This window comes from Ktedonobacter robiniae, from assembly GCF_016587375.1.
GTDB lineage: Bacteria > Chloroflexota > Ktedonobacteria > Ktedonobacterales > Ktedonobacteraceae > Ktedonobacter > Ktedonobacter robiniae.
This window is the reverse complement of record NZ_BNJG01000001.1, coordinates 2,778,934-2,801,542: the sequence shown is the minus strand read 5'-3', so window position 1 is coordinate 2,801,542 and position 22,609 is coordinate 2,778,934. Positions and strand designations below refer to the sequence as shown.

The 22,609-nt window shown below is 54.2% G+C and carries 24 protein-coding genes; 9 read left to right on the top strand and 15 right to left on the bottom strand.

Annotation, left to right across the window (positions count from 1 at the left end; genetic code table 11):
* Positions 1-9: 9 nt before the first annotated feature.
* From JMJ04_RS11800 to JMJ04_RS11785, 4 genes are all read left to right on the top strand, one after another.
* Entirely contained in the window at positions 10-807 is a 798-nt protein-coding gene (locus JMJ04_RS11800; RefSeq protein WP_201370686.1) for a helix-turn-helix transcriptional regulator, read from the top strand.
* Positions 808-838: 31 nt separating this feature from the next.
* The gene (locus tag JMJ04_RS11795) at positions 839-1,723 is read left to right on the top strand and encodes an alpha/beta fold hydrolase (RefSeq protein WP_201370685.1); all 885 of its coding nucleotides are present in this window, start codon (positions 839-841) and stop codon (positions 1,721-1,723) included.
* Positions 1,724-1,964: 241 nt separating this feature from the next.
* Entirely contained in the window at positions 1,965-2,714 is a 750-nt protein-coding gene (locus JMJ04_RS11790) for a sugar phosphate isomerase/epimerase family protein (protein WP_201370684.1), read from the top strand.
* A 187-nt stretch (positions 2,715-2,901) separates the two neighbouring features.
* Positions 2,902-4,188, top strand: coding sequence for a M48 family metallopeptidase (locus JMJ04_RS11785; RefSeq protein ID WP_201370683.1), 1,287 nt, complete (start codon positions 2,902-2,904; stop codon positions 4,186-4,188).
* Here JMJ04_RS11785 and JMJ04_RS11780 read toward each other — a convergent pair.
* On the bottom strand, positions 4,077-5,147 hold the full coding sequence (locus JMJ04_RS11780; protein ID WP_201370682.1) for an LLM class flavin-dependent oxidoreductase: 1,071 nt from the start codon (positions 5,145-5,147) through the stop codon (positions 4,077-4,079). The two genes, JMJ04_RS11785 and JMJ04_RS11780, sit on opposite strands and share 112 nt — an antisense overlap.
* A 213-nt stretch (positions 5,148-5,360) precedes the next feature.
* On the opposite strand from JMJ04_RS11780, the gene JMJ04_RS11775 reads away from it, so the two are divergent.
* Both JMJ04_RS11775 and JMJ04_RS11770 read left to right on the top strand, forming a co-directional pair.
* Entirely contained in the window at positions 5,361-5,816 is a 456-nt protein-coding gene (locus tag JMJ04_RS11775) for an NUDIX hydrolase (RefSeq protein WP_201370681.1), read from the top strand.
* Between the two features lie 90 nt (positions 5,817-5,906).
* A complete protein-coding gene (locus tag JMJ04_RS11770) occupies positions 5,907-6,431 on the top strand; it encodes a GNAT family N-acetyltransferase (RefSeq protein WP_201370680.1) in 525 nt (174 codons plus the stop codon).
* Between the two features lie 89 nt (positions 6,432-6,520).
* On the opposite strand, the gene JMJ04_RS11765 is transcribed toward JMJ04_RS11770, so the two are convergent.
* Positions 6,521-7,114, bottom strand: a complete 594-nt coding sequence (locus JMJ04_RS11765) for a YIP1 family protein (RefSeq protein WP_201370679.1) — start codon at positions 7,112-7,114, stop codon at positions 6,521-6,523.
* 373 nt (positions 7,115-7,487) lie between these two features.
* Here JMJ04_RS11765 and msrA point away from each other — a divergent pair, with 373 nt between their 5' ends.
* Positions 7,488-7,970, top strand: a complete 483-nt coding sequence (gene msrA, locus JMJ04_RS11760; protein ID WP_201370678.1) for a peptide-methionine (S)-S-oxide reductase MsrA — start codon at positions 7,488-7,490, stop codon at positions 7,968-7,970.
* Between the two features lie 66 nt (positions 7,971-8,036).
* Here msrA and larC read toward each other — a convergent pair whose 3' ends face one another.
* From larC to JMJ04_RS11740, 4 genes are all read right to left on the bottom strand, one after another.
* Positions 8,037-8,828, bottom strand: a complete 792-nt coding sequence (larC, locus tag JMJ04_RS11755) for a nickel pincer cofactor biosynthesis protein LarC (RefSeq protein ID WP_201370677.1) — start codon at positions 8,826-8,828, stop codon at positions 8,037-8,039.
* Between the two features lie 159 nt (positions 8,829-8,987).
* A complete protein-coding gene (locus JMJ04_RS11750; protein WP_201370676.1) occupies positions 8,988-10,277 on the bottom strand; it encodes a cation:proton antiporter in 1,290 nt (429 codons plus the stop codon).
* Positions 10,278-10,499: 222 nt separating this feature from the next.
* Positions 10,500-11,288 (bottom strand): Stp1/IreP family PP2C-type Ser/Thr phosphatase, encoded by a 789-nt coding sequence (locus JMJ04_RS11745; protein WP_201370675.1) that lies wholly within the window; start codon positions 11,286-11,288, stop codon positions 10,500-10,502.
* A 295-nt stretch (positions 11,289-11,583) separates the two neighbouring features.
* Positions 11,584-12,171 (bottom strand): hypothetical protein, encoded by a 588-nt coding sequence (locus JMJ04_RS11740; protein ID WP_201370674.1) that lies wholly within the window; start codon positions 12,169-12,171, stop codon positions 11,584-11,586.
* Between the two features lie 237 nt (positions 12,172-12,408).
* Here JMJ04_RS11740 and JMJ04_RS11735 point away from each other — a divergent pair, with 237 nt between their 5' ends.
* Positions 12,409-13,335 (top strand): phosphate ABC transporter substrate-binding protein, encoded by a 927-nt coding sequence (locus tag JMJ04_RS11735; protein WP_201370673.1) that lies wholly within the window; start codon positions 12,409-12,411, stop codon positions 13,333-13,335.
* A gap of 496 nt (positions 13,336-13,831) precedes the next feature.
* Positions 13,832-14,749, top strand: coding sequence for an EamA family transporter (locus JMJ04_RS11730; RefSeq protein ID WP_201370672.1), 918 nt, complete (start codon positions 13,832-13,834; stop codon positions 14,747-14,749).
* A 104-nt stretch (positions 14,750-14,853) separates the two neighbouring features.
* Here JMJ04_RS11730 and JMJ04_RS11725 read toward each other — a convergent pair whose 3' ends face one another.
* The 9 genes from JMJ04_RS11725 to JMJ04_RS11685 form a co-directional block, all read right to left on the bottom strand.
* Positions 14,854-16,851: a HAMP domain-containing protein gene (locus JMJ04_RS11725; protein ID WP_201370671.1), complete on the bottom strand. Its 1,998-nt coding sequence runs from the start codon at positions 16,849-16,851 to the stop codon at positions 14,854-14,856.
* Positions 16,852-17,387: 536 nt separating this feature from the next.
* Entirely contained in the window at positions 17,388-17,990 is a 603-nt protein-coding gene (locus JMJ04_RS11720) for an enoyl-CoA hydratase/isomerase family protein (protein WP_201370670.1), read from the bottom strand.
* Between the two features lie 235 nt (positions 17,991-18,225).
* On the bottom strand, positions 18,226-19,041 hold the full coding sequence (locus tag JMJ04_RS11715; RefSeq protein ID WP_201370669.1) for a MerR family transcriptional regulator: 816 nt from the start codon (positions 19,039-19,041) through the stop codon (positions 18,226-18,228).
* A gap of 157 nt (positions 19,042-19,198) precedes the next feature.
* Complete coding sequence (locus JMJ04_RS11710; protein ID WP_201370668.1) at positions 19,199-20,002, bottom strand: enoyl-CoA hydratase/isomerase family protein; 804 nt, start codon at positions 20,000-20,002, stop codon at positions 19,199-19,201.
* The gene (locus JMJ04_RS11705) at positions 19,999-20,238 is read right to left on the bottom strand and encodes a PaaD-like zinc ribbon domain-containing protein (RefSeq protein WP_201370667.1); all 240 of its coding nucleotides are present in this window, start codon (positions 20,236-20,238) and stop codon (positions 19,999-20,001) included. Before JMJ04_RS11705 ends, JMJ04_RS11710 begins: the two co-directional genes overlap by 4 nt.
* A complete protein-coding gene (locus JMJ04_RS11700) occupies positions 20,238-21,014 on the bottom strand; it encodes a Phenylacetic acid catabolic protein (protein WP_201370666.1) in 777 nt (258 codons plus the stop codon). The genes JMJ04_RS11705 and JMJ04_RS11700 overlap by 1 nt, the downstream gene beginning before the upstream one ends.
* Positions 21,015-21,042: 28 nt before the next feature.
* Entirely contained in the window at positions 21,043-21,291 is a 249-nt protein-coding gene (locus JMJ04_RS11695; RefSeq protein ID WP_201370665.1) for a hypothetical protein, read from the bottom strand.
* Positions 21,288-21,641, bottom strand: coding sequence for a metal-sulfur cluster assembly factor (locus JMJ04_RS11690; protein ID WP_201370664.1), 354 nt, complete (start codon positions 21,639-21,641; stop codon positions 21,288-21,290). Before JMJ04_RS11690 ends, JMJ04_RS11695 begins: the two co-directional genes overlap by 4 nt.
* Positions 21,638-22,597: a Phenylacetic acid catabolic protein gene (locus JMJ04_RS11685; protein WP_201370663.1), complete on the bottom strand. Its 960-nt coding sequence runs from the start codon at positions 22,595-22,597 to the stop codon at positions 21,638-21,640. Before JMJ04_RS11685 ends, JMJ04_RS11690 begins: the two co-directional genes overlap by 4 nt.
* Positions 22,598-22,609 lie beyond the last annotated feature (12 nt).

Here is a 22,609-nt window from a genome sequence, read left to right as displayed (position 1 = left end):
AGGCCAGGGATGATACATAGCAAAACATTTACGTTTCCACAACTGATCACCCATTTACGCCAGACACGAGGCATGTCCCAGGGGCAGCTCGCCCAGGCCACACGCCTCTCTCGCACATATATCTATCACCTGGAGACAGGGCAGCGCGCCAATCCCTCGCCGCATGTCGTGCAACTTCTCGCCAGGGCCTTTGAACTCGTAAGCGACGAACGGCAGGAGCTCTACGATGCCTATACGCGCCTGACGGGGCACTATATTAGTCAGGAACCTGAAGAGGCCCTCCTCGAATTAGGAGACCTGGCAAGCCTACTGGTACAAAATACCTCCTATCCCGCGCACGCCCTCAATCGCCTCTGGTACCTACACGCCTGGAACGAGGCTTCCCTACAATTATTTGAAATTTCCGAAGAGCGCTCTCAGCAAAAGAATCTGCATTTACTGGAGTTTGTATTTGATCCCGAGATGCGGCGGCGCTTCCATGGATGGGAGAACCTGGCTCGCCGCCTGGTCAGCGACTTTCAGTACAACGCCAGCACCAGCACCCATCTCCCAGAATATAAGGCCCTGCGCAAACGCCTGCGCGAACTTCCAGAATTTAGACGCATCGCCAATTCTTCCTACTCGCAGGGGAAACCCGTTCCCTCATTCGTGTTCCAGGTACAGCATAGTACACTGGGAAGACTGACCCTACGCACAGCAACCACCGTTTTTACTGGTATCGCAAACTACTCCATGGTCAGCTATGTGCCCGGCGATCAGCAAACACTGCGCATTTACCGCGAACAGGGATGGCAACCACAATCTTAAAACTTCGTTTCACCTGGAAAGAGAGATGTCTATGCCAACAGCCAGCATACATAACGCAGACCTTTTTTACAAAGAAAAGGGTGCCGGGCTCCCCATCCTGCTGATTCATGCCAATGGGGCCAACGCGGATCTCTGGGGAAGTACCTTTGAACGCCTGGCGACACGCAACCGTGTTATCGCCTATGATCGCCGGGGCTTTAGCCGCTCCAGGCAGTCACCTGTAGGCGATCTCCATCGACATACCGAGGATGCCGCCACTCTGCTCCAGCAGTTGCACGCGACGCCAGCAACTATTGTTGGCACAGACACGGGCGCGATTATCGCCCTCGACCTGGCGTTACATCATCCAGAACTGGTCGCGTCCCTCGTCCTCTGCGAAGCCACCTTTCACCTGCGCAAGCAAAAGGCCGTGACCGCCTTCCTGGATAATGTCCGCCTACGCTATCTCCAGAAAACAAAGGGCCTACGAGCCGCAGCCGAGGCATATTATCACGATCTCTTAGAGGACAAATCCGGCGATAGTGGCTTTACACACCTCTCACCGGAATGGCGCGAGGTGCTACTTACCAACGCGGAGGCGGCTCTACAGGAGAACGCGGCGGGAACAGGTGAGTATATACATACACATGAGCTCACACAGATCAAGCAGCCAGTCACCTGCCTGATAAGTACACGTAGCCAACCGTTCTTCCGCGAAGTTGCACAGAAGCTCGCCAGTGCCTTGCCACAAACACGTAACCGCATCATTACAGCGGCGGGACACTACATGCACATTGATCAACCTAATCAATTTTTGCATGAAATCACGGAGGCCCTGCCAGATAAGCTCACGCTGACCCCTGTTGCGAAATCTGACAAGCGCGCGCGACAAAACCATAAGATCTCAAACAATTCCACTATTCCGAGGCAGCCATAGATATATTAGCAGGCGCCACAGGTGATATACTGAAGTATCATCATCGGCACAAAGGGCATTGTAGGGGCCATGCTGGCATGGCCTATCACCACGAGTCAGGGTACCTTGCCTGCGGGAGGAGTCCAAGCCAGCTTGGACCCTACAATTTGCCAGCTGCTTACAGCTGCACTACTTATTGCCAATGAGGGTAGAAATTCAAGACAGTGGATACATCAAGTAACAACACTCTAAGGGAGAATACATGTCTATGCAAGTAGGGCTTCAGCTTTACACCGTACGCGATCAGACAGCGCAGGATTTCAAAGGGACAATTCGTAAGGTTGCGCAGCTAGGCTACCAGGGTGTCGAATTCGCAGGCTATGGCGATCTGAGCGCGGAAGAACTGCGCGGCCTACTCCAGGAGACTGGACTCAAAGTGGCTGGCAGCCATGTAGGCTACCATCTTTTGCAGGCCGACAGCGCACGCGAGATTGAGTACTGCCGCCAGATTGGTTGCCCTTATTTGATCGTTCCTTACATGTCACGTGAGGACCTCAACGACACGGAACGTCTGCTGGCCTTCGCCAAGCAGATGAACGAGTATGGGAAACGTTGCCACGAGGCGGGAATCACGCTCGCCTATCACAACCACAACCACGAATTTGAGAAGCTAAACGGCAGCTACTTGCTGGATATCCTGGCCGAGAATACAGATCCTGAGCTGGTCAAACTCGAACTGGATACCTACTGGGTCGCGTTTGCCGGTGTCGATCCCAAGGCCTATCTCCAACAGCATGCCGGGCGTGTACCCCTGGTACACCTCAAAGACATGACGGCGGAGCGCACCTTCACGGAAGTGGGCAATGGCACGCTGGACATCCTGGGCTACTACACCACCGCTAAAGAGGTTGGCGCGGCCTGGTATATCGTTGAGAACGACGCTCCAACCATTCCTTCACTGGAGAGTGCTGAGCGTTCCTTTGGCAACCTGGCCAAACTTACCCAACGCTAGCCATTAGTTCCATCAATAAGATGGAAGAGATGCAACTCCTGGCAGGAGATCCCCCTGCCAGGCCCTTGCTCTAAAATAGAAATATCAGGACGAATTGTCAGGACGAACGCCTCCAGCATGGCTGGCACAGGCAAGCGATGTAGAAAATAATGAGTGCGGCAGCTTCACGTGGTAGGAGTACGGTAGTATGGAGATCGATAAGGAAAGACAAAAGAAAGCTCGCGCATATGCACGCAAGCGACGGCATGTCACACTCATCAATATGGGGGTGGTGTCTGCTGGCCTGCTTATCATACTCATTACGCGATGGGATGCGGGATTACGCGACCTGGTGCGGGCCGGGACGCGCATAGGCTGGGTCTCCCATACCCTCCCATTCCTCCAGTGGCAACCCCTGGCGGGCTGGTATCCCTGGCAGATTCTGCTCTACTTCCTGGCAATCATACTCTTCTATCAACTGCTTGCCGCACCCGCGCTGGTCTATGGCAGCTTTATCCTGCCGCGTCGCTATGGCATCTCTATCCAGACCCTAAGCGCCTGGATCAGCGATGTAGGCAAAAACTTTGTGCTCAATCTGGGACTTGAGGCAGCGGCCATCTCGCTCATCTATGGCCTGCTCGCGCTCCAACCCCAGTGGTGGTGGCTCTGGACAGCTCTGGCCATGCTCTTCTTCTCCGTGGTTATGGCTAATCTCGCGCCCATCTTGATCTTTCCCCTCTTCTACAAATTCAAGCCGCTACCAGCGGGCGAGCTGACAGAACGCCTGATTAAGCTGGCTGCCAGCGCTGATACACGCGTCCAGGGCGTCTTCACCATGCAGATGAGCAATAAGACCACAGCCACCAATGCGGCTCTAATGGGACTGGGCAATACACGCCGCATCGTCCTGGGCGATACAATGACCGACAGGTATTCAGAGGATGAGATCGAGGTCGTGCTGGCCCATGAGCTGGGACACCATGTCCATCACGACATCTGGAAGATGATCGTCAGCCAGTCGATCCTGACTCTGGGTGGACTTTACCTCGCCAACCTGGCACTCCACCAGGCGGTGGAACAACAAGGGCATTACCAATCCCTCACGGACCCGTCAACGCTGCCCTTCTTCTTCCTGCTAACGGCGCTCTTTAGCCTGATCGTGATGCCCGTAGGCAACATCTACAGCCGTCACATGGAGTACCAGGCCGACGAGTACGCGCTCCAGATGACGCAGAAGGTCGATGCCTTTAAAAGCGCCATGCGCAGGCTCGCTAACCAGAATCTCACCGAGATCTCGCCCTCTCCGCTTGTGGAGTTCCTCTTCCATTCGCACCCCTCCGTCAAGCGGAGACTGCAACATGCGGATACGTTCGCCGAGAAGCGCTACTCCTCGCTTAAGGCATCCCTCAACATGCCCAGAAGGGTCGCGGTCTCATCAAGCGAACCGCCAGGCATCGTCAATAACGGCTCATCCACGCCCAGGTCAGCCCACTGATCCAACCGAGCAACAACCTCCCGTGGCGTACCTACAATGGAGACGGCATCGAGCATACGCGGGCTAACCGCTTCGATGGCTGTCTTCATGCCTTTCTCCCAGCCAGCCAGCACAGCCTGGACATCTTCCGTGTAACCGTGGCGCGAGAGCATTTGCGCGTAGTAGACCCCCATCTTGCCGATATAGTAGGCCAGAGGCGAGGCGGCCGCTCGGCGCGCGCTCAGAATCTGCTGCTCGCTGGCGCCCTCTGGCAGAAGGGCGGTCGTGATATAGGGCGCGATAGCCACGCTATGCGCGGGACGGCCCGCCTGTTGTGAACTCTCATTCAGTTGCGCGCGCATCTCGCCAAACTTCTCCACCGGCCAATACACGGGCAGAATGCCATCCCCGATCTCACCTGTCTGCGAAATGTTCTTGGGTCCCATGGCCGCGATGTAGATCGGAATATCGGTGCGCAAAGGCGTGAAGCGCAGCTTAAAACCTCGCTCAAGTTGAAAGAACTCGCCAGTATAGGCCAGTTTCTCGCCGCGTAAGATCATACGGATAATGTCCACATACTCCCGCGTACGCTTGAGCGGTTTCTCAAACTTGACGCCATGCCAGTGCTCAATAACGTTCGCGCCCGAGGGACCCAGACCCAGCAGGGCACGTCCACCCGAACGCTCGTCCAGGGTAGCAATAGTGCTAGCAATCAACGCTGGCGTGCGCGAATAGATATTCGCGATTCCAGCGCCCACTTTAATGCGCTTTGTGGCCTGCAGCAGGTCGCCCATCGAGGTAAAGAGTTCATAGCCCCAGGACTCGCCCAGCCAGACCGAGTCGAAGCCCAGCTCATCGGCCAGGCGTACCTTCTCGACAATCTCTTTCCAGGCCCCTGGAAAATTAGGAGAGTCGGCCACGATGCCGATACGCGAGCGATAGGCTCTACGCGAGGTAGGAGAAGAGTGTGTGTCAGACATAGCTCGCACATCTATCCTTTCAAATAAACTACCAGTAACGAAATGCTTCTCTCTGCATGGTAACATATTTCCGCGCTGAAAACGTGTCAGCCAGAAAACACCTTCGTACCTGATAGGGGGCCGTCTCTCTCCATTCCGCACAATTAAGATGGTATACTTGACGTAATCTAACAGACTCTAGCATACGTCTGGATAAAGAGAGAGCAGGTATACATGAGTTACATACAGACCATGCGCGGGCTAGTAGGAACCAGGCCGCTTATCCTGCCAGGGGCGGTTGTCATTGTACTTAACGCAGAGAAAGAAATCCTTCTGCAAGAGCGTAGAGAGCCACAGGACACCTGGGGATTACCAGGCGGATTGATGGAACCGGGGGAATCTTTTGAGGAAACCGCCCGGCGCGAGGTCATGGAAGAAACAGGGCTGGAACTACACACACTACATATGCAAGAGGTCTTCTCAGGGCGCGACTACTATTTCCAATGCTCCAATGGGGACGAAGCCTTCGCGATCACCGCTGTCTTCATCGCTCAGGCCTACAGCGGGCAGCCTTTACCTGACGAGCATGAAGTGGTTGCGCTACACTTCTTCGCGCCCGATAAGCTACCTGGAAAAATGCTTCACAGCCATCGGCAGGCCATAGAAAACTATCTCCATCATACCCACTGACTGACATCAAATGCTGAGAAATGGCACACACTAAAACTTCTATAATAATCAGCAAATGCAAATACTTATACCATAGAGAGGTAATTGTCCATGCTACGCGGCACAAATATTATTTTGCGACCAATCAAGCAGGAAGACCTAGAGACATTAGAGCGCTGGAACAATGATCCAGACTTTATTGGCGAGTTTAACAACTTTGGCTTGCGCGGGTATGGCTCACAGATACGCGCCTTTGATGAGGGGAGCACGCTCAGCGACCCCTCGGGACACCTCGTCGTGACGACGTTAGAGGGAGAGCTTGCGGGGAGCGTGGACTACCACATGACACGCTATGGTCCAAACGAGGGCAGCAAAGCCTATATGATCGGCATCGCCCTCGCCCCTAAGCACCAGGGAAAAGGCTATGGCGTCGAAGCGCAACAACTCCTCTCCGCCTATCTGTTCGCGGCCTTCCCCATTATGCGCGTCGAGGCCATGACAGACATAACAAACCGCCCTGAGCAGCGCGCACTGGAGAAGGCAGGCTTCACACGCGAGGGCGTGGTACGCAAGGCTCAATGGCGTAACGGCGCCTGGCACGACCAGGTCCTCTACAGCAAACTCCGCGGCGAGTAGCAATTTGTGATGAGAGAGGGGCCGTGGATATAGGCAGCCACAGGCTACCTATATCCACGGCCCCTCTCTCATCACAAATGTGTATGTTGTTACAGTACAATCCCCAGGAAGATCAGTGTCCCAATAAGAGCCATGCTTACCACAAATGGCGTGATGGTGGCGGCAAGCGCGCGCCAGAGGTCCAGGTTGTGTACAGCTCGGATCATAATCACGTAGAGCACAAAGCCATAGACATCCAGCAGCCACACCAGACGATCCCCCACGAAGGGGATGCGAGCCACAAAGAAGTAAATGACGGTCAAAGGGAGAGAGATGAGCAGCGAGAGATAGCACTGTTGTACAAAGCTACCCTGCCCACGAAAGGCACGCGCCGTCAGGTAAGAAACATACTCCGTCAGGAAGAAGCCGCCAATGACAAAGACACAGGCGACCGAATAGAAGATTGGTGTTACCAGAGTAAACGATGGCTGCGAGAGCGCGATCGTCAGTGAGATAAAACAGGCCAGAGCCAGGACCTGTACCAGGACCAGCGGCTCACTGGCGCGCGTTTTCTCCTCAGAAAAAACACGCAAACCAGGATTGCGCAGGACACGCGCATAGCGATTAAACAACGTACGCACCAGGGAGGAGAGAGTACCCGTCGATGTCAACGGGGGAACATCTTGAGAAGGCTGGCTGGACATAATAAAAGCGTGCTCCCTTCAAAATAGGCATACATCAATATAATAGTGATAGACAGTGTTCATCAGGAGAAGAGATCCCTATAAGTTATACACGAAAAATCTCTTTTTGTCTGTGAAATAGCCAACATTGTTTGCAAATATCCCTTGCTTGCAACGTGTTGTTTTATATGCTGTGTGATAGCGAGCTGGCGCAGCCAGCTCGCTATCACACAGCATATAACCCATATAAGAGGTTAAAATGTGAATTGACCTGATACAAATATTGTACATACTCCCTCTCTTGGGAACTAAAGGCCTTGGGAGATTGTTCTAAAAGGTAGAAGTTTATAGTATATAGCATTTTTCAGTTTTCTCTGAAAGGAGAAAGTATCATATGGCACAGTTAGAGAAAGCCACCTTTGGCGCGGGCTGTTTCTGGGGTGTTGAGGAGACCTTCCGTAGCATCAAGGGCGTGACCAATACAGCCGTTGGCTATGAGGGAGGCACCTACACGAACCCAACCTATCGCGATGTCTGTACAGATCAGACCGGGCACGCCGAGGTCGTGGAGGTGGAGTACAATCCAGAACAGGTCCCCTACGACCAGCTCTTACAGGTCTTCTGGGAGAACCATAATCCGACCACGCTCAATCGCCAGGGTCCCGACGTCGGCACTCAGTACCGCTCGGCCATCTTCTATCACACTCCCGAGCAACAGAAGGAGGCGGAGGCCTCCAAGGAGCGTATGCAAGCCTCCGGTCGCTACAAGCGCCCCATCGTGACCCAGATCGTTCCCGCCACCACCTTCTACCGTGCGGAGGAGTATCACCAGCGCTACCTGGCGAAGCGCGGCCTCTCACACTGCCACTTTGAGTAAAAACGTGCAAAAAGAAGATGGCGCGCAAAATGCGCGCCATCTTCTTTTCGTGCATTAGCCCGATGCCTAGGAAAGAGGTTTATGTTCATGCGTGCGCGTGTGCTCGTGGTGGTGAGTATGAGCATGACTTTGGGGTTCGTCCAGGAGTTCGCCGAGCCAGCAGCGCAGGACATTGGGGCGCTCTAGCTCGCGCTTGCCCAGGCCGTAGCCGACGCGGCTCAGGCGCAGGGGAGGGCGGCGGAAATCTGCCAGGGCCGCCAGGAGCGCTGCCCCGGTTGGCGTGACCAGCTCGGCAGGCGTCATATCTGGAGTGACGGGCGCACCAGCAGCAGACAACAGGTTTAGCACAGCAGGCGCGGGTAGAGGTAACCAGCCATGCGCGGCTCGCGTCCAGCCGGCCCCCAGGGGCAAGGGACTGGCAAAGACACGCTCTACACCTAGCAATTCAAGGCCAGCCACTACACCTACGATATCGACAATCGCATCCAGCGCGCCGACCTCGTGAAAATGCACCTCTTCGGCAGGATAACCATGCACCTTGCCCTCCGCCTCAGCCAGCAGGGTAAAGACATGCAGGCTCTGGCGCTTGACTCGCTCCGAAAGCGTGCTAGCCTCAATAATGGAGCGCACATCAGAGAGGTGGCGATGCTGCTCCTGCTCAGGAGCTGTCACCAGGGCGCGCGTTCCCGCGATATAGCCACGTACCTCCTGGCGGTTGGCAATCTGCCAATCCGTGATCTGGAGCTTCGCCAGTTCGGCTCGCAGATCTTCAAGAGAGAGACCCAGGTCCAGCAAGGCCCCAAGCGTCATATCGCCACTGATACCCGAGAAACAATCAAAGTAAATTACCTGAGACATGATAAAGCCTATCTATCTTTTATAGCAAAATCGTAACTACTCAGGCCCTCCCCTGTACGAGGTATTCACAGCATCTACGATGCTTAGCCGTTTGACTCCGGCGAGCCACGAAGTGGCGAGAAGTCCTGAGTGCATACCAAAATCCAAGAAAAACACTCCCTAGTCGATCAGCTTGCGCGTGACAGAGGGAAGTTTCTTCAGGATGCTGCGCAGGCTGAGCCCCTGACCCAGAAGTGTAAAGAGCACGACTGCATAGGTATCGTAGATCAAAGCACTTCGATCTGGAACATTGAGCGGAAGCGCCAGGACGAGTGCGAGCGAGAGCGCGCCTCTTAGGCCACTCCAGAAGATGACAAAACGCCAGGAGCGCAAGCGCATACCCGAAAAAGGCGGGAAGCTGCTCGGAATTAAGAGCACCATGACCAGGCGTGAGACCAGAACCGAACATACCACAAGGGCGCACTTCAGCAGCAATCCATATGCATCGGGGGAAGCAAAAAATTGGACCGGGTTGATCTGCGCCCCTACCAGCAAGAAGAGCAGAGCATTGACCAGGAAGGCGCTCATGGCCCAAAAATTATCCGTTACCTCCAGGGTTCGCTCAGAGAGGCCATGCTTGCGTCCATAGCTGCCCAGCACCAGGCCCGCGCAGATCACTGCCAAAATGCCCGACATATGCATAAAATCAGCGATTAGGTAGACACCATAGGCGGTAACAATCGTGATCGTCGTCTCAATCATAGGATCATCAATCAAGCGCACGCCGCGCGTGACGATGAAACCACAGACCAGACCCACGACAACGCTGCCGCCTCCCTCCAGCAAGAAGGTAGATAGTCCCTGGCCCCAGGCCTGTGCCAGCTGCAAACCCTGGCCATTGATTGAGAGCAGGACCAGTGCCAGAAATGTCTGATAGAGCGCCCCCGCGACCCCGTCATTAAAGAGGCTCTCAGCCTCGATAACAGTCGCGAGTTGCTCATTGACCGAGAGCTGGCGAAAGAGGCCCAGCACAGCAATAGGATCAGTGGGCGAGAGGATCGCAGCTAGCAAGAAGGCATCCAGCCAGGTAAGGCCCGCGAAGGCGTGTAGCGGTACCGCGATTAACACCAGCGAGAGCAACAGACCAGGAAACGCCAGGAGAAAGATCACCTTCCAATTCTCACGCAGGCGCTCAACCGAGAGCGACCATGCCCCCTCGAAAAGCAGTGCAGGCAGAAAGACAAACAGCACCAGGTCAGGAGTCAACCGCACCTCGGGAGCCAGGTTAAAGACACCAATTAGCAACCCAACTACCACTAAACCCAATGTGTATGGAACAGTCAGACGACGCGTCACAAGAATTACCAGTAACGCAATCAACGCCAAAAAGACGACCTCACGCACAAGATCAGCCAGATCTCCTCCTTGTAGCAAGGCGGCAGTTACAATAGGCACAAATTGCACTCTCATGAAGCTCCACTATGAATCCAGGCAGGCAGAATAAATAGACGGTTTAATCATAGCACAACAAACAAGCTATTATACGGCGTAGGCGCGAGAAGTCAGCCTGTACCCGAAAAGAAAAAGGTGGGTATTACCCACGAACATGAGTAATACCCACCTCACCTAAATAAAGAAAGCACCAGAAAAAGGGAAAATGAAGGAAAATTATTCTGGTTCCCCCAGGCATTGCTATGCGCTGGTTTCTGGCTCCTGCACATTTTCCTCGGCCAGAGTGACACGCGCCACAATGGCAGTGATATTATCCAGCCCGCCATGCTCATTGGCCTCGGCGATCAATTGCTTCACGCCCTCTTCAGGCTCCTGCTGACGAAGAAGCTGTGCAATCTCATCATCCTCAACCATACCCGAGAGGCCATCCGAACAGAGCAGCAAGATATCACCATTCTGTAGAGTCTCGGTAAACATGTCGATCTCCACCCCTGGATCGATGCCCAGGCTACGCAGGATGACATTGCGCTGGGGATGTACCCGGGCCTGCTCTTCTGTAATCAGGCCAGCTCGCACCTGTTCCGCCACCCAGGAATGATCGTCTGTTACCTGGCGCATGCTCTCTACGCGCAACAGGTAGGCCCGGCTATCACCAACATTCGCGACATAGGCGGTCGAATCCTGGATAACGCAGGCCACACAGGTGGTTCCCATGTCGTTCCCCTCCTGGATGGCGCGCTTAAAAAGATCCAGGTTGGCCTGGCGAATCGCCCCTTTTAGAGCCTCGGCGATATTCGCTTCCTTGTTCTCATAATATAAGCGTTTGACCGCGTTAACCACCATATCACTGGCGACCTCACCGCGCGCATGACCTCCCAGGCCATCGGCGACGATAAGCAACACGCCTCGCTCGCGCAAGGTTTGCGCATCTTCAGGCTGAGCCACGAGCAAACTATCTTCATTCAACGAGCGTTTACGTCCTGTGTCGGTACCTTGAGCAACCGTGATGTGAAGCGAACGTTCCACCATAAAACACTCCTTTTCCAAACCCAATGCACGCTAATAATAGAAAAAACACTGGTTCGCACAAATGCGACACAGACAGCAGGCAATAGAAATAAGATAATGCATAAGATAGCTAGTAGAATGTTGTAACGATATACTGAGAGCGCCTTCTTGTCAAGAGGTAGCAGCAGCAATGACGGGCATGGCAACAGAACAATAGCGAACAGGGGAAACTCTTCATGACACAAAAAGGGCTGACCTCGCCTGGAGAGGTCAGCCCAGCCACAAACAGGGGGAGTCAGGGAGTCACCTTGTGCGGCTACTGCGCGTTAACAGTAAAGGTATAAGGCATGATATACATGGCGCAGACGCGCTCTTTGCCATTGCACAACGCCCGTTTGCTGAAGTTCAGCGTCGCATGGCCCGTTCCCTGAACACTAAAGCGCCAGACACAGGCTTTGGCTCCCTGGTCCGCAAAGCCAGCCGTCATCTCCATCTGGAGCGGCCCCTCGGATTTTGTAGGTCCAGCCCAGCGACTACCAAAGGGCAGTTGTACCTCCATCACATCGCCTTTATGAACGGTGACCGTGCTATCCTGCTGCGTAGGCTTCACTGTTACAGTCGGGTTAGACGGACGCGTCTCAAGGACGGCATCAGAGGGGCAACCATTCTCGGCTCCAAACCCCTTGACGGTCTTCGTACTGCCATTGCCTGGATTACTATTGCCGCTGCCTGTCCCGCCTGTGCCACTACTCGTAGCCCCACATCCAGCCAGGAAGAGCAGCAGGAACAGCGAGAGCACAATGGTTATCAAAAAAGGCTTACGACGAAGAACCAGCAACGTATAGGCACCATTTTCAGTGGGCATAGGATGTGCCTCCTGCTTTATTATAGATCGGGTATGCATAAACATACGCTCCTTTGGCTGTAACTAAGACGCCATCATACCTGGCATTTTCTGATGCCTCCCAGGCACCGCTTTCCTCTTCCCTACTCCACCATCTTCATCACAGACAAAACGTCTCACCTTACGAAAAAGTTCCATTACTCCAAAAGATTACAGATTGTTAACTATACCTTAAAAAAAAGGCAGGATAATAGAGACTGAGCAATACTATGTTGATTTTGTCGAGGATTAGAAACATTGAAAAGTATATATTTACTACGCCCCAGTGGCCAAAAACGTCGCCTGGCCTCAAGTAAGAATCTGCTACGCCGGGCAGCCCTACTATGTTGTCTATTGCTCGGCACCTATGTGCTCACCAGTTGTAGCGCACCAGGCAGCCAGAGTCAGCCCATCGCGGGAAAACTACGCGTCACCGGCTCTACAGCCCTGCTGCCCCTGGCACAGGAAGCGGGCAAATTATTCGAGCAACAATATACAGGAACAAAGATCGAAGTCAGCGGAGGTGGCAGCGGACATGGACTCGATGCCGTTACTGCCCAACAAGCGGAGATAGGCAATTCAGATATTTATGCCAATCCCGCGATTTACCCTGATCCCAATCTCACCGACCATATTGTCTGCGTCACCCCCTTTGAGATGATCACCAATCCAGGTATTACCGTCCCCTCGCTCACCCAGCAACAGATTATTGATATTTTCTCAACTGGCAAGATCAATAACTGGAGCCAACTAGGTGGCCCAGACCTCAAGATCACCCCTATCGTGCGCCCAAGCAACTCCGGCACACGCGCGACCTTCCGCAAATACATTCTAGGTGGCCGCGACGAAAAGGGTACCCTACTCACAACTGACTCCTCTACTACCGTCCGAGACACGGTCGCGAAGACGCCCGGAGCCATTGGCTACGTGGCCGCCTCATACGTGACAAACGCGATTCATACCGTAGAGATCGATAATCAGAAGGGTACCGTGAGCACGATCTCCTCAGGCAAGTACAACTTCTGGAGCTATGAGCACATGTACACGCTGGGAGGCGATGATGCCATACTGGAGGCCTTCCTGCAATTCATGCTTGGCTCAGATGTCCAGCAGAAGGCCCAGGAGATGGGCTACGTTCCCATCAACAGCATGCAAACCCCAGGTGTAGCCAGCGTCACCCCCTAAGCATTTTTCCATAGCATAGAAGTCTCGGGGCAAAATTTCGGGCATCCGCCCGAAATTTTGCCCCGAGACTTCTATAAATTCATTTGACAAATAGCAACAGAGAACGTTACAATATTTCTCTGGTTAGACGATTTCTACAAAAGAACACGAGCCTCTCACCAGCCTGGCCGGGTGAGGCACGCACGCGTCTATTCTAGCGAATGGGAGAGTTGTACACGACTCTAGTAGCTTAACTATTGCAGTTACATCTCTTCAGGTTCTCCCCATTGAGCAAAACAAGACGTAGACCGACCATTCAGGCAATACATCTTCTGCTACGTACCTAACTAATACGGGTAAGCAATTACCGACGGTATCGGCTCAATCCAGCTAGTAGGCATTCCTGATGCTTTAGCCATTGAGAGCACTATCATCACATGTTATTATGATTGTGCGCCGTGCCAGCGTGCCCGGACCCGGTTAGCGAGGAGGCGACATATGCAGGAGGTGTATCGGTTTGAACAGATTTATAGCGTCCCTTCTTGTCCTGCTGGCGGGAGCCTCATTCGGCATTCTCTCCAGTGTGGTCAAGTTAGGCTATCATGCGGGCTTCTCCGTGGCAGAGATCACAAGCTCTCAGGTCCTCTTTGGCTGCCTGGGACTCTGGCTCTTAAGCCTTCCTTCACTCAAATATTTACGCCACATCCGCAAGCTAACGCTTGGGCAGCTCCTGCTCAGCGGCCTCTTTCCGGGTCTCACCGGCGTTTTTTACTATATGGCCTTACAGACCATCTCGGCCTCGCTTGGCGTCGTCTTGCTCTTCCAGTTTGTCTGGATGGGGTTGCTGGTCGATTGGATCTTACAGCGCAAGGCGCCTACGCTTAGTCGCTGGCTAGCCCTGGTCGCGGTCCTGATCGGCACTGTACTGGCGGCCAACTACCAGGTCTTACTTACCTCGCACCTGGAGCTCAAGGGTATCTGCCTGGGCCTGCTGGCCGCAGCCAGCTATACAGGTAATATCGTCATCAATGAGCGCGTAGCGCCCGAGGTTCCTCCAACGCTGCGCAGCACCCTCATTATGACGGGCGCACTCATCATCACTCTTATAATTTTTCCGCCACAGTTTCTTTTTACTGGCGCGCTTTCTCATGGACTCTGGTTCTGGGCTATCATTCTTGGCTGCTTTGGCGTCATTATCCCGCCGTTCCTCTTCGCGCGAGGAGTTCCCATCGTTGGTGCAGGCATCACAACCATTCTAGGTTCTATTGAGCTACCCGTGGTTATCATTATGTCTACGTTGGTCCTCAAAGAGCATGTGGAGCTTATCCAATGGGCAGGCGTTGTGCTCATTCTGCTGGGCATTACCCTGACCCAGCAGAGCAACTTGCTCTCGAAAAGCTGGCGCAAACGCCTGGCACACAATATAAACAAGTAAGAGTAAGAATAGAGGGTGTGGTTGTGGATCAGCAAAGCTGATCCACAACCACACCCTCTATTCTTACTCTTGCCGAAGCCCCGCAGGTGCTGAGAGCAACGCTTTTAGCCCTGCGATGAATGCAGGCGGCGATCCGAACTTGCGCTATGCACCCCTGGGCGGACGCTGAAGCTGTACTCGGGTGAAGCTTGCGACAACATACGCTCACCATCAGAGATGGGGCGGACACGATAGCCAGCCTCATCATTGCCTTCAAGCTGGAAGGAGATCATATTGGCGCGTATCTCCTGCGAGAGGGCATTGAGCTTACGTGCCATAGAGAGTACATCACCCACAAAGACGCTCCCTGAGCGGTACAACTCTTCACGCGTTTCAGTCGAAAGCGATCCACTCACACTTCCTTGCTTGCCCAACACCTGGGTCGCATTCGTCAACTTCGTTAATTCCTTCTCAACCTCTGCAAGATTTTGCGTAAGTTGCCATTGCGTCTGCTGCGCGTCACGACACATACGTTGCGCCTGAGTTTCGAGGGTACGCAATTCTTGCAGATACATAGAGGCTACGCCATTTCCCAGCGCGCTCCCTCCTCGAACCGTCGAATCACGTGTCAGTCCCTTCTGTAAGCGATCCGTCACCTGGATAATCTGCTCATTCAAACTCTGCATGGCCAGGAGTCGCTTCTGCGCGCTCTCGTCAGAGAGATTGTGCAGGCGCTCACGCGTCTGCTTCAGCTGTGTCGCCACCGACTCCGCATCGGGTGAGGCAGCCCCCGCCTTCTCATCTCCCTGTAGACGCGCAGATTTCAGTCGCGAGACAGGCTTGCCGCTCTCCAGCGTATTCAGGATGGAGAGGAAGTGTTCCGCGCGCTCAACTTCATAGCGCGAGGCGGAATCAAGCTGATCAATAACGGTCTGGATACGTGTAACGAAGCGGCGGAAGCGACCAACTGTGAAGTTAAAGGCATTGGCCAGCAGATCAATAGGATCGTTATTCACGTTGGTACTTACCCGCAGATCGCCCGCATTTACAACGCGCATAGTTGAGAAGAGGTGCTCAGCAGCATTCGTCAAGGCCACGTTCTGGCGCTGGGTTTCCTCCAGCAACGCGACAATCGCATCCAACATAGCATTGGTCGAGGCCGAGACGCTACTAATCTCGTCACGCCCAACGACATCTACACGCGCCGAAATGTCGCCCCCTTCAACAGACTGTGTCACACGCAACAATTGCTTCAAGCGCTGTACAATCGTACCGGAGATAAACCAACCAACCAGGGCAATGGCGATAAAGGCCAGAATTGAGCCAATGATCGTCGTCAGGAGCTGCTGTTGCTCTTCAACACCCGCAGCAATATTAATGGAGTTGGAAAGGCGCTGGTTAAGCTGAATAAGCGCACGTAACGCACTCAGCGCGTCACCATTCGTAGGCTCGGCCTGCACGCGCTCAAAATTGGCGGCCTCAGTCAGATTATGTGCATCGACGCTGGAAAGGACCTGCTCCAACGAGGCCTTATATACCAGCCAGGTACGCTGCGCACTGGCCGCCAGTGTCTCTTGCTGGTGTACCTGCCCGCCGTTACTGGCCTCTTCCAGCATAGCCACCTGCGTTGGATGTTTGCTTACCAGGTCCTGGCCCACATAGTTCTTGAGCGTCGTGTCATAGCGTGTAATCAGTCCACGGAGCGCTGTCTCATCCTGCTTAATTGTCTCTTTAGAAGGAGAGGCGGCGCCTGCATCACTAATCAACGTAGCCGTCTCAGTATTCATTAACTGCAAAAAGTTAGCACCTGTCGTAAGAGAGGTATTGGTACGTAAGAGATCTTGATAGAACTCTGACTGGCGACCAAGGGATGCCGAGCGCTGCGCTCCTACCAGGCCTGCCACCAGGGCCGCAATTACAGCAGCCAGGAGGAAGCCGATAGCCAGGCGTTGTCCAATTGGCATATCAAGGACGAGCGTACGTCCTCCGCGCATGCGCGGGCGAATATGAATAGTTGTATTTGAAGGTGTCTGAGACAGATTTGCGAGCGGTGTTCTGGTATTCCTGGCAAGTCCATCGGAAACAGGAGATATATTGCGTGTTTGAGGCCTGATCAAACTCATGGCCCTCAACCTTTACCTTTCTACAAAGCCGTATCTGCATCCCGTAACCGCCTCTTATGCTCTGCCCATCTCTTCATCACCTGCTACCTGTCACGCCACGTTAGCCAGTAAAATAGATGCTACAGCTACGCCTTGTTCACACAGAAGAAAAACACATGAATATCTATCTATATACAGCAGAGATGCAGAGTAGTGCACATATAAGCAAATTCATTGTCTACTCTGGAAGGCTATTTAGCCTTGCGCATCATGCCGCTACTTAGTAGCTTACTGCCGTTGGATTAAGAGAGTATTATGTAAAGGTAAAAAAGACCCATCTTTATGGCATACAAAGAAAGATTTAAAGCCAGGTTAACATAAAAAAGCCTGAGTACATTAGCAGTCTCTCATGTCTTAGTCGAGCTGAAATTTTACTATTACCTTAACTTATGCCTTAACACCCTCTTAAACCTTATACCCTTTCATAAAATTGGTAAAGAACGTAGTGAAGGAGGGCTGGCTCGGCCAGCCCTCCTTCACTACGTTCTTTATTTCTTCTAAGCGGTCAGGCCAACGATGGAGAGCATAACCAGGAGTTCTTCGGATTCCTGGAGGAAGCGTGCGGCAGGCAACACCTGGTGAACCAAGCCAACTTCAAGGGCGGCGTGCGCGCCCAAGGTCTCACCACTCTTGGCGAGACGCTCAAATATCTCCGGTTTTAGGAGCGAGGGAAAGCGCTGCGAGGTCGCGGAAGGAAAGAGGCGCGCGTTTTCAGCAGGCAGGCGCAAAGTCACATCCTCGCGCGCAATAAGGGTATCACAGAGCGCGGCCAGCTCGCTGCCAGGACCATAGGCATGGCCTTTAATCAACGCCACCGAGGGGATTCCCTGTTGTGCAAGCTGCTGAAAGGCCTCGTCGACACTTCGCGCCGCCTGGTGCAATTTCTGTAGTTCCGTGGAGTCTACGGGAAGGTCAAAACCCGAGCAGAATGCCTCTTCGCCCATGCCAGTGAGGACGACCAGGTTCAGAGTTTGCTGCCGAGCAGAGCGGAGAATTTCCGCCAGCCGTAACAGCATAGCCGTATTTAAGGCATTATGGGGAACATTATCGAGGATAATCCAGAGGATATCGTTACGTACCCTGGTACGGACGCTTGACATACGACCTTCCTGTTGCTTTGCGCCTCGCGGGAGGGCACATACTTTCTACTGATGCTTAGACTCGTTGTTTATTATACCATCGTATTCCCTTTTATAGAAGCATGCAAATGTAAGGTCAGGGCTTTTCGGTTCCTGCCTCGGCTTGCTCCCCTTCTCCCTGAGCGCCGCAGGTGCGGTAAGTGAAAGCCCTGCATAGGGAATGAGTGTACCACTCATTCCCTATGCAGGGCTTCTCCTAGTGCTTCTGCTGGTAAGCAGCCAGCATCTGATTGATAAAGGCCCATTCCTCACTGGAGTAGGGCATAGGCACCGGGCGCTCCGCCTCAGGCATCTTTCCCAGGTTCGTGTAGAAGTTCTTTAACCCCTGAGTAATCCCTGGATCGCCTTGAGTGAAAGACTGAATCATGGCAGTCCATTGCGCGGCCAGGGCCTGGGCCTCAGAGCCAGCGGGATCTGCATTGATGGACATCAAGCGCTTCAGCTCGGCTCCCAGCTCACTCCAACGCCGTGAAGCCTCTACCTGGTCCGCCTCGGTAAAGTTTTTCCCTCGCTCAGCGATTTGCTGGCGCTGCTCTTCGGTATATGAGGCCTGGGAAAGCTCACTCATTTTCTGCAACTGCTCATCATTAAGGTACTTCTTACGCCATTCGTTATCCTGTTGCATCTGTATCACCTGGATCACATGGAGAATTGCCGACCAGTCCTGGGTATTCACATCCAGCAACCTCTGCGTCTCCTCCAGGGCTTGCAAGACCTTATCAAGCTGCTGTTTGCGCTCCACCAGCATAGTATGCTGGATCTGAAGCGACTCGCGCAAGCCCGAGGGACCAACGCGCAGGCACGCCTTGATCTCTTCAAGCGAGAACCCCAGAAACTTCAAGGCCAGAATTTGCTGCAAGCGCCGGAAGTCCGCATCAGTATAGAGGCGATACCCGGCCTCGGTATACCTTGAAGGTGAGAGCAGCCCCACCGTATCGTAAAAACGCAATGTACGTATCGAGACCGAGGCCATCTGCGCGAACTGACCGGTATGATAAAATTGGCGATCCAAGTGCTACCTCCTTTCAAACAGGAGTATAAAGCGTGACGTAACGTCATGGTCAAGCCCTTATCATAACAAAAAGAGCAAGCAGGGGAACGTCGCCATTGACGTTCTCCTGCTTGCGTATGAGAGTGCAGAAAACGGGAAAAGGGTGTATGTCTAGAAATTAGCGCCCGGTAAAGTTGCGCTCCTTTCGCTTCTCGATGTAAGCGCTGATGCCCTCTTTGGCGTCCTCGCTCTGGAAGCAGAGCTGCTGTAACTCGCGCTCGATGGCCAGGGCCTCGGAGAAGGCGACCTCAGACCCCGACTGCACGGAGCGCTTGATACGCCCAACAGTGCGCGAGGCCTTGTTCGGCGGGCAGAAGGTTTTGGCATACTCCAGAACCTTCTCCCAGTAGCCTTCGGAGTCATAGATATAGTTAATCAGGCCCAGGTCCTGTGCCTCCTCGAAGCTCATTAGCTTGCCCTCGGTCATATACTCGATGGCCTTGTTCTTGGGCAGGGCACGTGCCATACGCTGCGTGCCACCCGTTCCCGGCAGCACGCCCAGGTTGATCTCGGGCAATCCGACCTGGCCCGCACCACGACGCGCGATACGAATATCACAGGCCAGGGCAATCTCCAGGCCACCACCAACGGTATGCCCATTGAGCGCGGCAATCACCAGCTTGGGCGTCTGCTCCAGCCGGGTGAGCGTCTCATTGGCATGCAGGCAGAAATAGTATTTGTAGGTGGGGGAGACGGAATTGAGCATGCTGATCTCGGCTCCCGCACAGAAGAAACGCTCGCCCGCGCCCCGGATCACGATGACATGCGCGTTCTCATCGAAGCGGGCCTGCAAGATAGCTTCATCCAGTTGGCGCATCATCTCATAGCTATAGGTGTTGGCTGGTGCATTGCTCAACTCAATGACGGCGACGCCATCAGTGACAGCATAGTTTACCAGAGTGCGCTCGGAAGTGGTTGTCATAGTAGTTCGTCCTTTCGCTCAACATAGTCGTAGAGGACAGCATCGTCCTTAATATATTCAAAAGGCGTATGACAGGCATGACAGTAGTACTGCACAGTCAGCAGTTGCTGGCCGAACAAGGCATCAAGTTCAGTCTGTGTCGACGCACAGAAGGGGCAGGCGACCGCGCTCTCACGCTGGTCTTGAGCGGCAGAGAATGATTGCGTTGCTGCCTGATCCAGCTGAAACTGCTTCATCACTGCGCTCCTTGTCCCTGAGGTCGCAAACGGCGCGCCGCCACATCCCAGCGCTCCCAGGGCAGCACTTGCGTGACGCGCCAGGACTTGTTCTCTGAGTCAAAGGTAACCTGCACCTCAAAGTCCACGGCCTGCAAGGTTGGCATGATCGTATGCAGGAAGCGGGCGCGCAATACATCAGGCGTGGCGTCAATGATGCCTTCCTGGTAGAGGCGCTGCATCGCGGGATCATCCTCGGGACCAAACCAGCAGAGCGTCTCCTCCCAGAGTCCTAAGAGAGAGGCGGACATCGTCGCTCGTACCGCGCCGCCAGCCTTCATCAGGCGTCGCACCCAGCCATCGGCGTGCGCGGCATGGATGCGCTCTTCCAACAAAATTTTGCGCGCGCGCGCGCCTAGCGGCTCATAGGTTGAGCGTTGCGCAGCCGCGAAAAAGGTTGTTAGCGCGGTATCCAGCAGGAAGTTGGTCGCTACAAAATCGCTCCAGCCCGCGAAATCATGATCCAGGAAGGAGAGCGCATAGTTCAGCGTGCGCGTCTCTGGCTCGACCTGGGCGGGATCGGCCTGTGCCTGGGTGAAGTTTGCTAGCAAGGGATAGAGCGTGCGCGCATGTCCCAGTTCGTCCTGCGTCATCGCCGCCGCCGCCACAGCCGCCTCCAGCGTCGGCGCGCCATTGCACCAGAAGGCATAGCGACGGCCAATGGCCTGTTTATTATCGGCCAGCGATGAGAGCACGGCGAAGAGGGCCGCGTGATCGGTACGCATGGTTGTCGTCATAAATACAAGCCTCCTAGCACTACAAGCATCACGAAGCGATAACACTCACAATACAGTCACGCGGGATAAGCACCATCTCAATCCAGGCGAACTCGTCATAGATACTGCGGGCATACACACATGCCAGCTCGACATCATCGGCCATGACATTGCCGATCTCGTGCAGCGGCTCTTCGTACTTGCGGCGGGCATAGACACACCAGACCCGCGTATCATTGAGCGCCTCGCGGCGCGCATGCCCATCTTCCGCCTGTCTGTTCTCTATTGACGTATTCATGCCGAGACTCCCCAGGTGCGCATAATATCAATTCCCTCCTCGCTCAAGCGAGCCTTCGTCCAGGCCGGGTCCCAGACCACCTCGATCTCCACCTGCTCAACCCCCAGCTCGCGTAGCAGACGCTCGCGCACATCCTCAAGGATAAAGTCGGTCGCGGGACAGCCCATAGCTGTAAAGGTCAGTTGTACGGCCACGTGCGAGCCGTGCCGCTCAATGGCAACAATCAGGCCCATATCCACGACGCTGATGGGTAGCTCCGGGTCCATCACGTCACGTAGCGCGTCCCAGAGCGCGGGGCAGCTTGGATGATCGTGCGGAAGATCCTGGAGCGAGGGATAGATCGTAGTCATACATCTTGCTCCAGTTGGCGCAGCATGGCTTTCTTCCCCCGCTGGATCATCGCCACAAAACGCTCGTTGCTGGGTCCCCTGGCCTTCCAGCGCACCAGCACATCGTTCCAGGTACAGGGACCCTCCTCTAGCAGCCAGCGCTTCCGCGTGGCATCAAAATGGGCGGGAAAAGCACAATCAATCACATACTTTTGTTGCTCAGTATCGTAGTGAGCCGGCACCTTGAGTTGCAACTCCTCGCAGAGGGGAACCGCAGTCGACATCCAGATCTGACGCAGTTCGTCGTTGCTATGCCCCTTAAAGCCATACTCCAGCTGCTCGGTATGCTTTTTCATCGTATCGGGGAGACCAAACCACTCAACCGTCAATAGAAACATCCAATTGACCGCGTTTTGCAGCAACTCGTGGCCTGCGCGATCTTTATTGAGGCGACGCATCCACTGCTCGCCATGCCGCAGGTGGAAGGTTTCCTCTTTATCAACCTTGAGCAGGGCGCGCTTCCAGGGACCAAAGGTCGTGCTTTGATAGACATCGCTGAGGAGAGTATAGCCCGCGCGATCATAGAAGGCATTCGCGACGATCAGTTCGACCCAGCTCTCCAGCGGCACATCAAAGGCGTAAGGATACTTAAACTTGGCGGGCTCGCGCTCAAAGATCAGCTCTTCGGTGTTAACCCCCAGGTCGCGCAGAAGGCGGTAGGCAATATGCGCATGGCCCAGTTCGTCCTGGATAATCGAGATCGCCGAGCCGAAGGCATTGAGGGTGGGCGCGTGAATAGCGGCATTATAGTAGGCAGGTGAGCTGATGAGTTCAGTATCGGCGGAGACCGTCAAGATACGCTTGATTCCTTCAAGATACAGCGGACTCATATGCTCAACCGATTCAATTAACTGTTGCTTGCGAATACGTTGCAGCAGAGCCTCCTCGCTCTGGAGCGTTGGGATCGCGGTGGTCATGACTCGTCACTC

Coding starts and splice junctions, on each gene's coding strand:
- JMJ04_RS11690 (WP_201370664.1), bottom strand. CDS start 21,641: ATGACTACGATCTATCCCTCGCTCCAGGATCTTCCGCACGATCATCCA.
- JMJ04_RS11725 (WP_201370671.1), bottom strand. CDS start 16,851: ATGAGTTTGATCAGGCCTCAAACACGCAATATATCTCCTGTTTCCGAT.
- JMJ04_RS11740 (WP_201370674.1), bottom strand. CDS start 12,171: ATGCATACCCGATCTATAATAAAGCAGGAGGCACATCCTATGCCCACT.
- larC (WP_201370677.1), bottom strand. CDS start 8,828: ATGTCTCAGGTAATTTACTTTGATTGTTTCTCGGGTATCAGTGGCGAT.
- JMJ04_RS11695 (WP_201370665.1), bottom strand. CDS start 21,291: ATGAATACGTCAATAGAGAACAGACAGGCGGAAGATGGGCATGCGCGC.
- JMJ04_RS11785 (WP_201370683.1), top strand. CDS start 2,902: ATGGAGATCGATAAGGAAAGACAAAAGAAAGCTCGCGCATATGCACGC.
- msrA (WP_201370678.1), top strand. CDS start 7,488: ATGGCACAGTTAGAGAAAGCCACCTTTGGCGCGGGCTGTTTCTGGGGT.
- JMJ04_RS11705 (WP_201370667.1), bottom strand. CDS start 20,238: ATGAAGCAGTTTCAGCTGGATCAGGCAGCAACGCAATCATTCTCTGCC.
- JMJ04_RS11710 (WP_201370668.1), bottom strand. CDS start 20,002: ATGACAACCACTTCCGAGCGCACTCTGGTAAACTATGCTGTCACTGAT.
- JMJ04_RS11775 (WP_201370681.1), top strand. CDS start 5,361: ATGAGTTACATACAGACCATGCGCGGGCTAGTAGGAACCAGGCCGCTT.
- JMJ04_RS11790 (WP_201370684.1), top strand. CDS start 1,965: ATGTCTATGCAAGTAGGGCTTCAGCTTTACACCGTACGCGATCAGACA.
- JMJ04_RS11770 (WP_201370680.1), top strand. CDS start 5,907: ATGCTACGCGGCACAAATATTATTTTGCGACCAATCAAGCAGGAAGAC.
- JMJ04_RS11750 (WP_201370676.1), bottom strand. CDS start 10,277: ATGAGAGTGCAATTTGTGCCTATTGTAACTGCCGCCTTGCTACAAGGA.
- JMJ04_RS11685 (WP_201370663.1), bottom strand. CDS start 22,597: ATGACCACCGCGATCCCAACGCTCCAGAGCGAGGAGGCTCTGCTGCAA.
- JMJ04_RS11800 (WP_201370686.1), top strand. CDS start 10: ATGATACATAGCAAAACATTTACGTTTCCACAACTGATCACCCATTTA.
- JMJ04_RS11700 (WP_201370666.1), bottom strand. CDS start 21,014: ATGACGACAACCATGCGTACCGATCACGCGGCCCTCTTCGCCGTGCTC.
- JMJ04_RS11745 (WP_201370675.1), bottom strand. CDS start 11,288: ATGGTGGAACGTTCGCTTCACATCACGGTTGCTCAAGGTACCGACACA.
- JMJ04_RS11765 (WP_201370679.1), bottom strand. CDS start 7,114: ATGTCCAGCCAGCCTTCTCAAGATGTTCCCCCGTTGACATCGACGGGT.
- JMJ04_RS11780 (WP_201370682.1), bottom strand. CDS start 5,147: ATGTCTGACACACACTCTTCTCCTACCTCGCGTAGAGCCTATCGCTCG.
- JMJ04_RS11795 (WP_201370685.1), top strand. CDS start 839: ATGCCAACAGCCAGCATACATAACGCAGACCTTTTTTACAAAGAAAAG.
- JMJ04_RS11720 (WP_201370670.1), bottom strand. CDS start 17,990: ATGTCAAGCGTCCGTACCAGGGTACGTAACGATATCCTCTGGATTATC.